The sequence below is a fragment of the Peribacillus simplex genome (genome assembly GCF_001578185.1).
In the GTDB taxonomy this organism is placed as follows: domain Bacteria; phylum Bacillota; class Bacilli; order Bacillales; family DSM-1321; genus Peribacillus; species Peribacillus simplex_A.
Map to the genome: position 1 here is coordinate 12,501 of NZ_CP011008.1, position 15,000 is coordinate 27,500.

8 protein-coding genes, 1 tRNA gene, 2 rRNA genes, 1 other RNA gene, 5 pseudogenes and 1 other annotated feature (2 of these 18 running past the window's edge) are annotated in these 15,000 nt (G+C 42.2%); of the genes and pseudogenes, 13 read left to right on the plus strand and 4 right to left on the minus strand.

Annotation, left to right across the window (positions count from 1 at the left end):
* A 23S ribosomal RNA gene (locus UP17_RS00055) occupies positions 1-2,368 on the plus strand (it extends 566 nt beyond the left edge of the window).
* A 64-nt stretch (positions 2,369-2,432) separates the two neighbouring features.
* A 5S ribosomal RNA gene (gene rrf, locus UP17_RS00060) occupies positions 2,433-2,548 on the plus strand.
* 78 nt (positions 2,549-2,626) lie between these two features.
* On the opposite strand, the gene UP17_RS00065 is transcribed toward rrf, so the two are convergent.
* A complete protein-coding gene (locus tag UP17_RS00065) occupies positions 2,627-3,592 on the minus strand; it encodes a YaaC family protein (RefSeq protein ID WP_061440303.1) in 966 nt (321 codons plus the stop codon).
* Positions 3,593-3,704: 112 nt separating this feature from the next.
* On the opposite strand from UP17_RS00065, the gene guaB reads away from it, so the two are divergent.
* The 4 genes from guaB to UP17_RS00085 all read left to right on the plus strand — a co-directional run bounded on the left by guaB (position 3,705) and on the right by UP17_RS00085 (position 8,527).
* Positions 3,705-5,168, plus strand: coding sequence for an IMP dehydrogenase (guaB, locus tag UP17_RS00070; RefSeq protein ID WP_061440304.1), 1,464 nt, complete (start codon positions 3,705-3,707; stop codon positions 5,166-5,168).
* 174 nt (positions 5,169-5,342) lie between these two features.
* Positions 5,343-6,662, plus strand: coding sequence for a D-alanyl-D-alanine carboxypeptidase family protein (locus tag UP17_RS00075; protein ID WP_250211733.1), 1,320 nt, complete (start codon positions 5,343-5,345; stop codon positions 6,660-6,662).
* 69 nt (positions 6,663-6,731) lie between these two features.
* Positions 6,732-6,956: a binding site (T-box leader), on the plus strand.
* Positions 6,957-7,018: 62 nt separating this feature from the next.
* Entirely contained in the window at positions 7,019-8,296 is a 1,278-nt protein-coding gene (serS, locus tag UP17_RS00080; protein ID WP_061440305.1) for a serine--tRNA ligase, read from the plus strand.
* A gap of 138 nt (positions 8,297-8,434) precedes the next feature.
* A tRNA-Ser gene (locus UP17_RS00085) sits at positions 8,435-8,527 on the plus strand.
* 122 nt (positions 8,528-8,649) lie between these two features.
* Here the strand turns inward: UP17_RS00085 and UP17_RS00090 are convergent.
* The 3 genes and pseudogenes from UP17_RS00090 to UP17_RS00100 form a co-directional block, all read right to left on the minus strand.
* Complete coding sequence (locus UP17_RS00090) at positions 8,650-9,321, minus strand: deoxynucleoside kinase (protein WP_061440306.1); 672 nt, start codon at positions 9,319-9,321, stop codon at positions 8,650-8,652.
* Positions 9,299-9,959 (minus strand): annotated as a pseudogene (locus UP17_RS00095) (deoxynucleoside kinase). Before UP17_RS00095 ends, UP17_RS00090 begins: the two are co-directional and overlap by 23 nt.
* A gap of 182 nt (positions 9,960-10,141) precedes the next feature.
* Positions 10,142-10,610 (minus strand): annotated as a pseudogene (locus UP17_RS00100) (isochorismatase family cysteine hydrolase).
* A gap of 208 nt (positions 10,611-10,818) precedes the next feature.
* Here UP17_RS00100 and tadA point away from each other — a divergent pair.
* The 7 genes and pseudogenes from tadA to UP17_RS00135 form a co-directional block, all read left to right on the plus strand.
* Positions 10,819-11,323, plus strand: a pseudogene (gene tadA / locus UP17_RS00105) (tRNA adenosine(34) deaminase TadA).
* Between the two features lie 151 nt (positions 11,324-11,474).
* Positions 11,475-11,740: signal recognition particle sRNA large type (ffs, locus tag UP17_RS00110), an RNA gene on the plus strand.
* A 182-nt stretch (positions 11,741-11,922) separates the two neighbouring features.
* Positions 11,923-13,613 (plus strand): annotated as a pseudogene (gene dnaX, locus UP17_RS00115) (DNA polymerase III subunit gamma/tau).
* Between the two features lie 20 nt (positions 13,614-13,633).
* A pseudogene (locus tag UP17_RS00120) lies at positions 13,634-13,952 on the plus strand (YbaB/EbfC family nucleoid-associated protein).
* Positions 13,953-14,012: 60 nt separating this feature from the next.
* Positions 14,013-14,609 carry a recombination mediator RecR gene (gene recR, locus UP17_RS00125; protein ID WP_061440307.1) on the plus strand — a complete coding sequence of 199 codons (597 nt, stop codon included), beginning with the start codon at positions 14,013-14,015 and terminating at the stop codon, positions 14,607-14,609.
* A 20-nt stretch (positions 14,610-14,629) separates the two neighbouring features.
* Positions 14,630-14,848, plus strand: a complete 219-nt coding sequence (locus UP17_RS00130) for a YaaL family protein (RefSeq protein ID WP_061440308.1) — start codon at positions 14,630-14,632, stop codon at positions 14,846-14,848.
* Positions 14,849-14,961: 113 nt separating this feature from the next.
* Positions 14,962-15,000 carry the 5' end (the start) of a pro-sigmaK processing inhibitor BofA family protein gene (locus UP17_RS00135; protein WP_061440309.1) on the plus strand. Its footprint extends 225 nt past the window's final position, so the window shows 39 of its 264 coding nt (coding positions 1-39); its start codon is at positions 14,962-14,964; its stop codon lies beyond the right edge, outside the window.

Consider the following 15,000-nt stretch of genomic DNA (forward strand, 5'->3'; position numbering starts at 1 on the left):
GCCTACAAGTAGTCAAAGCCCGTTAATGGGTAATGGCGTGCCTTTTGTAGAATGAACCGGCGAGTTACGATTTCATGCGAGGTTAAGTTGATAAGACGGAGCCGCAGCGAAAGCGAGTCTGAATAGGGCGAATGAGTATGAGGTCGTAGACCCGAAACCAGGTGATCTACCCATGTCCAGGGTGAAGTTCAGGTAACACTGAATGGAGGCCCGAACCCACGCACGTTGAAAAGTGCGGGGATGAGGTGTGGGTAGCGGAGAAATTCCAATCGAACCTGGAGATAGCTGGTTCTCTCCGAAATAGCTTTAGGGCTAGCCTCAAGATGAGAGTATTGGAGGTAGAGCACTGATTGGACTAGGGGCCCCCAACGGGTTACCGAATTCAGTCAAACTCCGAATGCCAAATACTTATTCTTGGGAGTCAGACTGCGAGTGATAAGATCCGTAGTCGAAAGGGAAACAGCCCAGACCACCAGCTAAGGTCCCAAAGTATACGTTAAGTGGAAAAGGATGTGGAGTTGCTTAGACAACCAGGATGTTGGCTCAGAAGCAGCCACCATTTAAAGAGTGCGTAATAGCTCACTGGTCGAGTGACTCCGCGCCGAAAATGTACCGGGGCTAAACGTATCACCGAAGCTGTGGATTGACACCATTTTGGTGTCGATGGTAGGAGAGCGTTCTAAGGGCGTTGAAGTCAGACCGGAAGGACTGGTGGAGCGCTTAGAAGTGAGAATGCCGGTATGAGTAGCGAAAGAAGGGTGAGAATCCCTTCCACCGAATGCCTAAGGTTTCCTGAGGAAGGCTCGTCCGCTCAGGGTTAGTCGGGACCTAAGCCGAGGCCGAAAGGCGTAGGCGATGGACAACAGGTTGATATTCCTGTACCACCTATACATCGTTTGAACGATGGGGGGACGCAGAAGGATAGGGTAAGCGCGCTGTTGGATATGCGCGTCCAAGCAGTTAGGCCGGAAACGAGGCAAATCCCGTTTCCATTAAGGCGGAGCTGTGATGGCGAGGGAAATATAGTACCGAAGTTCCTGATTCCACGCTGCCAAGAAAAGCCTCTAGTGAGATGTAAGGTGCCCGTACCGCAAACCGACACAGGTAGGCGAGGAGAGAATCCTAAGGTGTGCGAGAGAACTCTCGTTAAGGAACTCGGCAAAATGACCCCGTAACTTCGGGAGAAGGGGTGCTTTTTAGGGTGAATAGCCCGGAAAAGCCGCAGTGAATAGGCCCAGGCGACTGTTTAGCAAAAACACAGGTCTCTGCGAAGCCGCAAGGCGAAGTATAGGGGCTGACACCTGCCCGGTGCTGGAAGGTTAAGGGGAGAGGTTAGCGCAAGCGAAGCTTTGAACCGAAGCCCCAGTAAACGGCGGCCGTAACTATAACGGTCCTAAGGTAGCGAAATTCCTTGTCGGGTAAGTTCCGACCCGCACGAAAGGTGTAACGATCTGGGCACTGTCTCAACGAGAGACTCGGTGAAATTATAGTACCTGTGAAGATGCAGGTTACCCGCGACAGGACGGAAAGACCCCGTGGAGCTTTACTGCAGCCTGATATTGAATTTTGGTACAGCTTGTACAGGATAGGTAGGAGCCTGAGAAGCCGGAGCGCTAGCTTCGGTGGAGGCGTTGGTGGGATACTACCCTGGCTGTATTGAAATTCTAACCCGCGCCCCTTATCGGGGTGGGAGACAGTGTCAGGTGGGCAGTTTGACTGGGGCGGTCGCCTCCTAAAGAGTAACGGAGGCGCCCAAAGGTTCCCTCAGAATGGTTGGAAATCATTCGTAGAGTGTAAAGGCACAAGGGAGCTTGACTGCGAGACCTACAAGTCGAGCAGGGACGAAAGTCGGGCTTAGTGATCCGGTGGTTCCGCATGGAAGGGCCATCGCTCAACGGATAAAAGCTACCCCGGGGATAACAGGCTTATCTCCCCCAAGAGTCCACATCGACGGGGAGGTTTGGCACCTCGATGTCGGCTCATCGCATCCTGGGGCTGTAGTCGGTCCCAAGGGTTGGGCTGTTCGCCCATTAAAGCGGTACGCGAGCTGGGTTCAGAACGTCGTGAGACAGTTCGGTCCCTATCCGTCGCGGGCGCAGGAAATTTGAGAGGAGCTGTCCTTAGTACGAGAGGACCGGGATGGACGCACCGCTGGTGTACCAGTTGTCTTGCCAAAGGCATAGCTGGGTAGCTACGTGCGGACGGGATAAGTGCTGAAAGCATCTAAGCATGAAGCCCCCCTCAAGATGAGATTTCCCATGGCGCAAGCTAGTAAGATCCCTGAAAGATGATCAGGTTGATAGGTCAGAGGTGGAAGCGTGGCGACATGTGGAGCTGACTGATACTAATAGATCGAGGACTTAACCAACGCTTTTTAAAAAATGAAATACCTTCTTATTATCTAGTTTTGAAGGAACAACGTTCCTGATATGTTTGGTGGCGATAGCGAAGAGGTCACACTCGTTCCCATTCCGAACACGGCAGTTAAGCTCTTCAGCGCCGATGGTAGTTGGGGGTTTCCCCCTGTGAGAGTAGGACGCCGCCAAGCCATTTAAAAAGATCAGCCATCCGGCTGGTCTTTTTTCGCGTTCCAGGACAGATCAACCACGATTGGTAGTTAGAAGGATCAAAAGTTGAACCTTTTGGACTTAATCCATTCGAATATTAAAAAGGGCACCTTAGCTTGGCTTATTTTAAGGAATTGCACAATGCAAGGGTAATCATCATTAGGCATTGTTTTCATCAGCTCTGCCCACCATTCTGTTTCATAACGAGCTATTATACTAAGGTTATAAGAGATCAAATAATGGATTAAAAGTTCAGGTAACGAAAAAGCTGACGAATCTTTATTGAGTGATAGCATGAACTGTCCTTCTGCCATGTTATATCGTATTGGAGAAGAAGCATTATGAATAAGTATGCTATCTGCTTTTAAAGTCAGTGTTCGAGGAGCTTCTGAAATACTGAAAACTTGATTCGTTTTGGACTTTAAAAATTCTTCCAATCGACTGCTGGACATTTTATAGCTATCCAATATGGCTGAGGGTAGTTGAAAACCATCCGGTGAGGGTGACAGGGCGGCGAAATTTTTCTGGGGAATGGGCCATGTAAAGTTTTGCATATCTGGTATTTCCTTCAATAGCGTCCCCATAGAAAATTTTTCACCTTCCAGATGCTTGATATGAAATAATTTCTCGGCAATGCAGGTGAAAAGTCCATTCTTTTGCGTTTTTACTTCGTCCTTTAAAAATTCGTATTGTTGTTTTTTTCTTTTTCTTGTAGTTACCCCATGGGCAAGTACCGAAGTTGATTCAGGATAGTTAGGATCAATAGTGAGCAGGCAGGCCTTTAACAATTGGGCGAATCCATAAAATATTAGGATTGGCTGTATGGAAAGTGGAGCTATGGCAGCCTGATTATAATATGTTTTACCATGTTCAAGATGGTATATAAATGGATAACAGTTTTCGTAACTTTTCATTTCTGCATCTTCTATTTTTTCACGCATATAACATTTTTGTAAAAAAAGTTGTGAGGAAGATGCGGAAAAAAAAGGGGTATATTTATCGAAATTATCATTGTTTTCAGGCATTGCAGCCTCTCCTCCGAATTAATAGAATTATCAAACATTTATTTCTCTTCTTGACAGTAGTATGTCCTATTGATAACCTACAAATAATATTTTTAAGCAGGAGGGGAAAATAATGTGGGAAAATAAATTTGCAAAAGAAGGTTTAACCTTTGATGATGTCCTATTAATTCCAGCGAAATCAGAGGTTTTGCCGAAAGATGTTAACCTTCAAGTCAGCTTAGCTGAAAATTTAAAGCTCAACCTTCCTATCATCAGTGCAGGAATGGATACCGTTACAGAAGCTGAGATGGCAATTGCCATGGCTCGTCAAGGCGGATTGGGTATTATCCATAAAAATATGTCTATTGAGGCACAAGCTGAACTGGTGGATAAAGTAAAACGTTCAGAAAGCGGTGTTATTAACGATCCATTTTTCTTAACGCCAGATCACCAAGTATTTGATGCAGAGCATTTAATGGGTAAATATCGCATTTCGGGTGTGCCTGTTGTCAACAATTTAGAGGATCGAAAACTTGTGGGTATTATTACAAACCGTGATTTGCGATTTATTTCCGATTTTTCTTTGAAAATTTCCAGTGTCATGACTGTAGAGAATCTGGTCACAGCTCCAGTGGGAACTAACTTGGAACAAGCAGAAAAGATTCTTCAAAAATACAAAATTGAAAAGCTTCCCCTTGTAGACGATAATGGTGTTCTTAAAGGACTTATTACAATCAAGGACATCGAGAAAGTCATTGAGTTCCCGAACTCGGCGAAAGATAAGCAAGGAAGGTTACTTGCAGGTGCTGCTGTTGGTGTGACTAAAGATACATTGAAGCGTGTAGAAATGCTTGTTAAGTCCCAAGTAGATGCAATTGTGCTTGATACTGCTCACGGTCATTCAGCGGGTGTCCTTGAAATGGTAAAGGAAATCAGCGAGGCATATCCTGAATTGACGATCATCGCTGGTAACGTGGCTACAGCTGAAGGAACGAAGGCATTGATTGAAGCGGGAGCTGATGTAGTGAAAGTGGGAATCGGACCAGGGTCAATCTGTACGACAAGGGTTGTAGCCGGTGTAGGAGTTCCTCAAATCACGGCAGTCTTCGATTGTGCGACAGAAGCAAGGAAATATGGTAAAACGATCATCGCTGATGGCGGAATTAAATACTCTGGTGATATCGTTAAAGCTCTAGCTGCAGGCGGACATGCAGTAATGCTTGGAAGTATGCTTGCCGGTGTAACTGAAAGCCCTGGTGAAACGGAAATTTTCCAAGGTCGCCGTTTTAAAGTATATCGGGGTATGGGTTCTGTTGCAGCGATGGAAAAGGGATCTAAGGATCGTTACTTCCAAGAAGATAACAAGAAATTCGTACCGGAAGGCATCGAAGGGCGCCTTCCATACAAAGGACCTCTTTCAGATACCATTTTCCAACTGATTGGCGGCATTCGTTCAGGTATGGGATATTGCGGAACAGCCACATTGGAAGATTTGAGAGAAAACTCTCAATTTGTCAAAATGACTGGTGCCGGGTTAAGAGAGAGTCATCCTCATGATGTCCAAATTACAAAAGAAGCACCGAATTATTCAATGTAATGAATTTAACATATAATCGTCATTAAAATTTATTATTAAAATAGACAGAGTCTACGATTACTCTGTCTATTTTTTTTATTTTTTCTGTGATAAACTATACAAGGTGTCAAGGGGAATCACATAAAGTTTCTTCTTTGTTATAGAGATTAGCTTAAAAGTTGGAGGTATTGGAAATTGAAAAAAATCAGCAAGATTACCCTCATTTTCACTTTTGTCTTTGCTCTTGTTATGTCGCAATTTGCCTATCAACCGGGGGAAGCTGTTGCTGAATCTGATAATTTAGGTTTAAAAGCAGAGGCAGCCATCATCATTGATGGTAAAACAGGACAAATCGTGTATGAAAAAAATGCCGATGAAGTATTAGGGATTGCATCCATGTCAAAAATGATGACTGAATACATCATAATGGAGTCAATCAAAAATGGGAAAATCAGTTGGGATCAAAAAGTAAAAATAAATAAATACGTGCATGATCTTTCAAAAGCACCGCATTTGTCGAATGTTGGGTTAACAGAAGGTGAAGATTACACAGTTAAAGAACTATATCAAGCCATGGCTGTCTATTCTGGAAATGCGGCAACGGTAGCTTTAGCACAATTGATTTCCGGAAGTGAAAAGAGTTTTGTTAAATTAATGAATGAAAAAGCAACAAAATTAGGCTTGAAAAACCATAAATTCGTTAATGCCAGCGGTTTGAATAACTCCGATTTATTAGGGCAATACCCTACTGGTAAAGCAGATGAAGAAAATATCATGACAGCAAAAGATACTGCTCTTCTTGCTTATCGTCTAATAAACGATTATCCGGAAGTATTAAAAATTGCGAGTATTCCTAAATTGAAGTTCCGTGATGGAAAAGAGTATTCGAACTTCAACTGGATGTTGCCTGGCCTGATATTTGAATATAAAGGCGTAGATGGACTGAAAACGGGATCTACTGACTATGCCGGTTATGGTCATACAGGGACGGTTATCCGGGATGGCCAACGCTATATCACGGTGGTAATGAAGTCCACTAGTAAAACTGAACGTTTTGCGGATAGCACTAAGCTGATGAACTATGCTTATGCAACCTTCAAAAAAGAAAAAGTACTTCCAGCCAATTACCAAGTGAAAGGGAAAGAAACACTTTCAGTAGTAAAAGGTAAGGAAAAAAGTGTTAAGGTTCAAACTGAAAAAGCGTTTGAGCTACTTGTTGAAAATGGTGAGAAAGATAACTATAAAACAGATTTAGTGATCGATAAAAACAAATTGAATGATGATGGTAAGTTGACTGCACCAATCAAAAAAGGTGAAAAACTTGGATACATCACAGTCACTCCTAAAAACGGCGAAGATTACGGGTACATTAACGGCGATCCAGTGAAGGTTAACGTCGTAGCTGCTGAGTCTGTTGAAAAGGCAAACTGGTTCGTATTATCAATGCGTGCGGTTGGCGGATTCTTTGGTGATGTATGGAGCAGTGTAGCTTCTACAGTTAAAGGCTGGTTTTAAGTTTCGTGTATAAAACGGTTGCGTAATGTATAAAATTATAGTACATTATGGAAAACAATCTGATTATATAAGAAAGCAATGACAGGATATAGTAACAAGTATTTCTTTCTATAGAGAGCCGATGGCTGGTGGAAATCGGTGTGAGAATCTTGTGAATCCCTCCTGGAGCAGAGTATGGAAAGCCTTATGGGTCAGTAAGTACTTTCGGTTAAAAGCCGTTATCGTGATAAGTGGTAGACATTTTTCATGTGTCTTCAACTAGGGTGGCAACGCGGGTTAACTCTCGTCCCTTCTTCAGGGGACGGGAGTTTTTTGCGTTCTTGGAAAGATCATCAGATATTAAGGAGGAACTGAAAATGTTGGATTTGAAATATGTAAGAAATAATTTTGAAGAAGTAAAACGTGTACTGCAATTCAGAGGAGAAGATCTAACTGATTTAGGTAAATTTGAAGAGCTTGATTTGAAGCGCCGAACCTTGATTGCCGATACGGAAAAGTTGAAAAGCAAAAGGAATGAAGTTTCACAGCAAGTGGCAGTATTGAAACGGGAGAAAAAGGATGCTGACCAGTTGATTGCCGAAATGCGTGAAGTTGGAGATCAAATCAAAGGATTCGATGATGAGCTTCGTGAAGTGGAAGCCCGCTTAGGAACATTACTTCTTTCCATTCCTAATATTCCGCATGAAAGTGTCCCAGTTGGTGAAACGGAAGACGATAATGTTGAAATCCGTAAATGGGGGGAATTGCCGGAATTCAAATTTGAACCAAAACCACACTGGGATGTAGCTGGAGATTTAGGCATCCTGGATTTTGAACGGGCAGCAAAAGTTACCGGAAGCCGATTTGTATTTTATAGGGGTCTAGGTGCACGGTTAGAGCGTGCTTTAATTAGCTTTATGTTGGATCTTCATGTTGAAGAACACGGATATGAAGAAATGCTGCCTCCATATATGGTCAACCGTGCAAGCATGACTGGCACAGGTCAGTTACCTAAATTCGAGGAGGATGCCTTCCGTATTGAAAGTGAAGATTACTTCTTGATTCCTACGGCTGAAGTGCCTGTGACAAATTTCCATCGTGATGAAATCATGAGCATGGATGATCTGCCGATAAGTTATGCGGCATACAGCGCTTCTTTCCGATCAGAGGCAGGTTCTGCCGGTCGTGATACCCGCGGGTTAATTCGCCAGCACCAGTTCAATAAGGTTGAATTAGTGAAGTTTGTAAAGCCGGAAGATTCTTATGGGGAATTGGAAAACCTCACGGGTCATGCCGAAAAGGTCCTTCAATTGCTAGGCCTTCCATATCGAGTACTAAGCATGTGTACGGGAGATCTTGGTTTCACTGCTGCTAAAAAGTATGATATCGAGGTTTGGATCCCGAGTTATGGAACGTATCGTGAAATTTCTTCTTGCAGTAACTTTGAAGCATTCCAGGCTAGAAGGGCCAATATCCGCTTCCGACGTGATGCAAAAGGAAAACCGGAACACGTCCATACTCTAAATGGATCAGGTTTGGCAATCGGCCGTACAGTCGCGGCGCTTTTGGAAAATTATCAGCAGGAAGATGGCAGTGTTATCATTCCTGAAGTATTACGACCATATATGCGCGGTGTGGAGGTCATTAAACCGTAAGTTAAAGAAAAAAGGAATCAGCTTCTGATAAAAGAAGCTGATTCTCCTTTTTAATCTAAGTTTAAAAATTATTTCAAAAAACTTTCTAGACTGCTTGACTTTGATTTTGATTCAATGTATTATAATAAATGTTGATACGGAGGTATACCCAAGTTCGGCTGAAGGGATCGGTCTTGAAAACCGACAGGGGAGTCAAATCCCGCGGGGGTTCGAATCCCTCTACCTCCTCCATAACTTATTAATAACCACAGCGCATAAATTGGATATCGATAAATTCCGTTACAGAGATGTAACGGAATTTTTGTTTTCTAATATATTGAAAAACCACCGGATAACCGGTGGTTTTTTTTGTTTTACATATTTCGTAACAACTTGGTTTGCTCCATATATTCGGCAATCCGTTTTATAAGAGGTTCGATACTTGCCTCATCCTGCATAAGATCATATTCATTTATATTCAATCGAAGGACAGGACAGGCATTAAATTGATCAATCCATTCTTCATAACGGCCGTGCATCTCCTGCCAATATTCAATTGGGGTATGCTGTTCCATCGGACGGCCACGCTCTTGGATACGGTCGAGGATATCGTCCAGTGAACCTTCGAGATAGATAAGTAAATCAGGGTGCGGGAAGTATGGCGTCATTACCATGGCGTTGAAAAGGCTTGTGTAAGTTTCGTAGTCCACATCGTTCATCGTACCTTTTTCATGATGCATTTTTGCAAATATTCCAGTGTCTTCATAAATGGAACGGTCTTGGATAAAACCGCCGCCATATTCAAAGATTTTTTTTTGCTCTTTAAAACGCTCAGCGAGGAAATAGATTTGCAGATGGAAACTCCAACGATTAAAATCATCGTAAAACTTATCCAGGTAGGGGTTCGTATCAACCTTTTCAAAGGATGTCCTGAATTGAAGGGCATCGGCTAATGCATTGGTCATGGTCGATTTTCCTACGCCAACCGTCCCTGCTATCGTAATGACGGCGTTGTTTGGAATATTATATTTCTTTCGTAAGTTCATTTGACTTTACTCCTTTTTGCAGGGCATTCTCTATTTGGGTGATTATCGTTTTCAAATCATCCTTGTTGCCGACGAAATCCAGTTTATCTCCGTTGAATGTAAGCACAGGTATGTCAGGGTGCCGTTTTTCAAACGTTTCCATGAATATTTGGTAATCTGCAGATAATTGCTCTAAATAAATGGAAGATATATTTTTTTCGAAATCACGGCCTCTTCTACCGATGCGGGAGATCAGAGTATCAAGACTTGCGTTTAAATAAATGACCATATTAGGTTTTGGCATATCCCGTGTTAAAATATTGAATATTTCAAGGTATTTATTGTATTGTTCGTTTTTTAGGGTTCGTTCAGCAAAATATCAAGTTCTTGAATATATGGTAATCAGCCACCACGGCTTGGTCATTAGTAAGATACTTTTTTTCGATATCTTCCAATTGTTTATAACGGTTACATAGAAAAAACATTTCTGTTTGAAAGCTCCACTCATCAATATTGTTGTAGAATTTACCTAGAAATGGATTTTCATCTACAATTTCCCTTAATAACGAAAATTGAAAATGCTCTGCGATAGCTTTTGCAAGTGATGTTTTTCCAACGCCGATTGGACCTTCGACAGTGATAAATGGGGTGGATTTCATCCAATCTGTCCTCCTTCATGAGGTATCAAGCTGAAATTCCCAGTTTATTAGGTTTCAGCCAAGAGATATTGTATCACAGACGTAGGACTTAAGTGATATTTTTGTCAGTTTGCTAATGAAGGAGAATGAAAGAGTGTGTAACAGGGGGATATGGTGGGGAATGCCTTGTTCTGGTGAATACCTTAAATGTCCACACTCTTTTTAATGGATGCCTTAAGAACATGGTTCATCTTCTTTAATGCATAATGATTATCTTCCTTAGATGCTGAAGCAATGCAATCCTCGGGTATCCATTATTGATATTCCCGCATATAGGCATCGTTGGCCGTGAATAGGACGCAGATGTTACCGGCTATACCAGTAATGATCAGGGTTACCACCTTTAATCGTTTGAGTAATGTGTTGAGGGCGGTCCCATAAAATGCAGAATGCTTCGGCTTGATGAGAAAGAACTCGTCTTGTTGTGTTTTGTCGTTTCAATTAATGGGCTTTCTTTTCATTTTTATAGGTATCAATTATTTTATCGAAGTCAGCCTGCCATAAATCATAATGGTCATTGATATAAATGATTGGAAAGCCCTTTTCTTGCATTTGCTTTTTTAATTTCAAAATCGGGTCGATGATAAGCTTCGTAATGTTCAAGGAGCATATTTCCCGTGTCTGAAATCAAAAATCATTGACCATATCGATGATAAGCAAGGCGATTTAGGTCGATTCATGGTATATCCTCCTTCATTGTGAGAATTTACTTGCAGCACATATGCAGCTTGCGTTACTATTCATTAGAATAAGTAGTATGACCTTTATTTTGTCTTATATTTGTCTGTTTACTCCTACTTAATTTTGAGGGGGTTTTTTTATGAAGGATGATGTTTTTTACATGAATTTGGCCTTGAAGGAAGCTAAAAAGGCGCAGGCATTGAATGAAGTGCCGATTGGCGCTTTAATCGTAATAGATGACCAAGTTATTTCAACGGGGCATAACCTAAGGGAAACAGAACAGAATGCGACGGCACATGCAGAGCTACTTGCGATCAATGAGGCTTGTCGTGCTACTGGCAGCTGGCGCCTTGAGGATGCGACGCTATATGTAACGTTGGAACCTTGTCCCATGTGTGCAGGTGCCATTTTACAATCGAGGGTAAGGCGGGTTGTTTTTTGGAGCGCACGATCCAAAGGCTGGATGTGCAGGGACATTTATGGATTTACTTCGAGATGAACGCTTCAACCATCAATGTGAAGTAACGAGCGGTGTATTAGGGGAAGAGTGCGGTTGGATATTGACTTCTTTTTTTAAAGAGCTTAGGAATAAAAAGAAAAATTTGAAAAGAGAGAGAGCACTCAAGATTATCGAAGAAAAATAAATAGGTGAAAAACGAATGTTGAAGATGAGGCTTAGCTTCATTTGATAAATTTGGAATCAAACTGTCCGTGAACAACACTTGCGTTTTTTTTGTTACCTTAGTATAATGAATTATGCGTCGACATGACGCTGCGAAATTGGTATTACATTTGCCGTGCTAGACGGGGAGGTAGCGGTGCCCTGTACTCGCAATCCGCTCTAGCGAGGTTGAATCCCTTCTCGAGGTTAGCATTCTGTAGGGCCTGCCTTAAGTAAGTGGTGTTGACGCCCGGGTCCTGCGCAATGGGACTCCATGAACCATGTCAGGTCCGGAAGGAAGCAGCATTAAGTGGAAGTTCTCATGTGCCGCAGGGTTGCCTGGGCCGAGCTAACTGCTTAAGTAACGCTTATGGTTTGCTAATCGACAGAAGGTGCACGGCAGTTATTTTACATAAACAAAAACTCATTCGTATCGGGTGGGTTTTTTTTTCATGCCAAGAAGATAAACTGCTTGGTGTTTTGAAAAACAATGAGGCAATCATAAAATTTCCTTTTAGACTTTGAAATTAAGGAAATCAGTAATGTATAATAAACAAGATGGAGAAAAAAGGAGGGATTTCCGTGGGGTATCAAGCATTATACCGGGTATGGCGGCCACAACAATTCATTGATGTAGTTGGGCAAGAACATGTAACAAAAACGCTGCAGAATGCCTTGGTCGGGCAGAAGGTTTCACATGCCTATTTATTTTCCGGTCCACGCGGGACAGGGAAAACAAGTGCTGCCAAAATTCTAGCAAAAGCAGTGAATTGTGAGCATGCCCCGACAAGTGAGCCCTGTAACGAATGTGCTACTTGCCGCGGAATCACTGATGGCTCCATATCAGATGTTATAGAAATTGATGCAGCATCCAATAATGGTGTCGAGGAAATCCGTGACATTCGTGATAAGGTCAAATATGCACCGAACGCGGTTACATATAAAGTTTATATCATTGATGAGGTACATATGCTTTCACAAGGCGCTTTCAATGCGCTTTTAAAGACATTGGAAGAACCTCCGAAGCACGTAATTTTTATATTGGCGACGACAGAACCTCATAAGATTCCACTAACGATCATCTCCCGTTGCCAAAGGTTTGATTTTAAAAGAATTCAGCCTCAAGATATCGTTGGCAGGATGTCACAGATTATTGCAGAAACAGGTGTTTCATGTGATGAACAAGCTCTGCATATCATTGCGAGGCAGCAGAAGGCGGGATGCGAGATGCCTAAGCCTTCTTGATCAAGCGATTTCGTTCAGTTCGGAGACGGTTTCCGTGGAAGATGCATTGACTGTCACCGGTTCTGTTTCGCAGGCATTTTTAAGCAGGTTGGCAAAGGCTATATATGATAAAGAAGTAGCGGTGGCACTTGAAGTCCTTGAAGAATTGCTAGCTATGGGAAAAGATCCGGCTAGGTTCATAGAAGACATGATTTATTATTTCCGTGACATGCTTTTGTATCAAACTGCACCAGCCCTGGCAGAATCCTTCGAGCGTGTATTGATAGATCCCCAATTTAAAGAATTGGCAGAAGTCATCTCTTCTGAATCGATTTACTCCATTATTGAAAGCTTCAATCAAACACAGCAGGATATGAAATGGACAAATCATCCAAGGATTTCCTTGAAGTGGCACTTGTGAAATTATGTAATGAGCAAAGGTCAAATCAAATGGATGATGGGCAGCTTAAACAGATGCAGCAGAAAATAGATGATTTAGAGAAAAAATTAATGGAAATGCATAAAAAATGGCATTCCGGCAGCCATGACAGAAAAACCTGCAGAAGCAGGCGAAAGCACAAAGGGCCATTAAAAAGGCATATAAAGCACCTGCAGGAAAGATCAATCAAGTTTTGAAACAAGCTACAAAGCCAGATCTTAATGCTGTGAAAAGTAAGTGGGGAGAAGTGCTTGAACAGTTAGGTCAGCAAAACCAAAAGTCATTTGGCAGCTTTATTAACGGAGGCAGAACCTGTTGCTGCGTCAACTGAAGCTTTTGTGGTAAAATTCAAATATGATATTCATTGTCAAATGGCAATGGAAAATAACCGTTTCGTGGAAGTGATGGCCTCGATCATGCAGCAATTGACCGGGCATCGTATGGAGATAGCTGGTGTTCCGGAGAGCCAGTGGCAAAGATTGCGGGAGGACTTCATTTCAACACAGCAGTTCGACGGTCCAGAAGAAACGGAATCAAAAGAAGAAGACCCCTTTTAATAGCAGAGGCTAGAAAATTAGTCGGCGATGATCTACTTGAAATTAAAGAATAATTGGAGGTAAGGAAATGGGTATGCGCGGCGGTAATATGCAAAATATGATGAAACAAATGCAAAAAATGCAAAAGAAGATGGCAGAGGCACAAGAAGAATTAGGTGAAAAAAAGAATTGAAGGCACTGCTGGCGGCGGAATGGTAACGGTCATCGTGACAGGCCATAAAGAAATAGTTGATGTAATCATCAAACCGGAAGTTGTCGATCCGGATGATATCGATATGCTTCAGGATTTAGTGCTGGCTGCAACTAACGATGCTTTGAAAAAGGCGGAAGAACTGACAAACCAAACGATGGGACAATTCACTAAAGGAATGAACCTTCCGGGTATGTTTTAAGCAAGTTCAAAAGAAACTTCCTTTCAGGAGGTTTCTTTTGGGATTTTTAGGGGGAATTTGATGCATTATCCAGAACCAATTTCCAAGCTCATTGACAGTTTTATGAAATTGCCGGGGATTGGGCCTAAAACGGCTGCTCGATTAGCCTTCCATGTACTAAGCATGAAGGAAGATACTGTTTTGGATTTTGCAAAAGCACTTGTGAATGCTAAACGGAATCTTATGTATTGTTCAGTCTGTGGTCATATTACAGATCAAGATCCCTGCTATATCTGCGAAGATCAAAAGAGGGACAGAAGTTTGATTTGTGTGGTTCAGGACCCGAAAGATGTAATAGCTATGGAAAAGATGCGAGAGTTCAATGGTTTATACCATGTACTGCATGGCAGTATTTCACCGATGGACGGAATTGGTCCAGAAGATATAAACATTCCTGATTTATTAAAACGCCTGCAAGATGAAACAGTGCAGGAGGTCATTTTGGCTACTAATCCTAACATTGAAGGTGAAGCGACAGCCATGTATATTTCGCGGTTGCTAAGACCGTCAGGGATTAAAGTGACCCGAATTGCCCACGGACTTCCTGTTGGCGGAGATTTGGAGTATGCGGATGAAGTGACGCTATCAAAAGCAATTGAAGGAAGAAGAGAAATATAAGATAGCTGGGAGGACTTCACTTGTTCTTTCGTAAAAAAAAGAAACTTCGAAATGAATTTAATGAGTCATTAATCGAAGATCTTGAACATTTGAAATGGAATTGGCATAATCAAAAATCATTACTTGAAAAAAGCGTTGATCCATCTGAGGAAGTAATCGCCCAAACAAGACTGGCGGAAGTGAAATATTTCTACTTATTCAGGGAAGTTAAAAGAAGGAATGTCCGCATAAAAAGATGATAAGTAGATGGCTGTGAAGGAATGCATTTTCTTCATAGCCATTTTTTGTTTGAGTTCTTAATCCAAAGATCTCTTCATATAAGTGAAGTACAAGCTTGCGGGGAGGAATGATTTTGGAACCAGTTGTCTTTGTTGCCGTAGTTGGCGGCCTG

Excerpts from the sequence above, each read along its gene's own strand:
- UP17_RS00090 (WP_061440306.1), bottom strand. The coding sequence starts at position 9,321 with ATGAACTTACGAAAGAAATATAATATTCCAAACAACGCCGTCATTACG.
- recR (WP_061440307.1), top strand. The coding sequence starts at position 14,013 with ATGCATTATCCAGAACCAATTTCCAAGCTCATTGACAGTTTTATGAAA.
- UP17_RS00065 (WP_061440303.1), bottom strand. The coding sequence starts at position 3,592 with ATGCCTGAAAACAATGATAATTTCGATAAATATACCCCTTTTTTTTCC.
- serS (WP_061440305.1), top strand. The coding sequence starts at position 7,019 with ATGTTGGATTTGAAATATGTAAGAAATAATTTTGAAGAAGTAAAACGT.
- guaB (WP_061440304.1), top strand. The coding sequence starts at position 3,705 with ATGTGGGAAAATAAATTTGCAAAAGAAGGTTTAACCTTTGATGATGTC.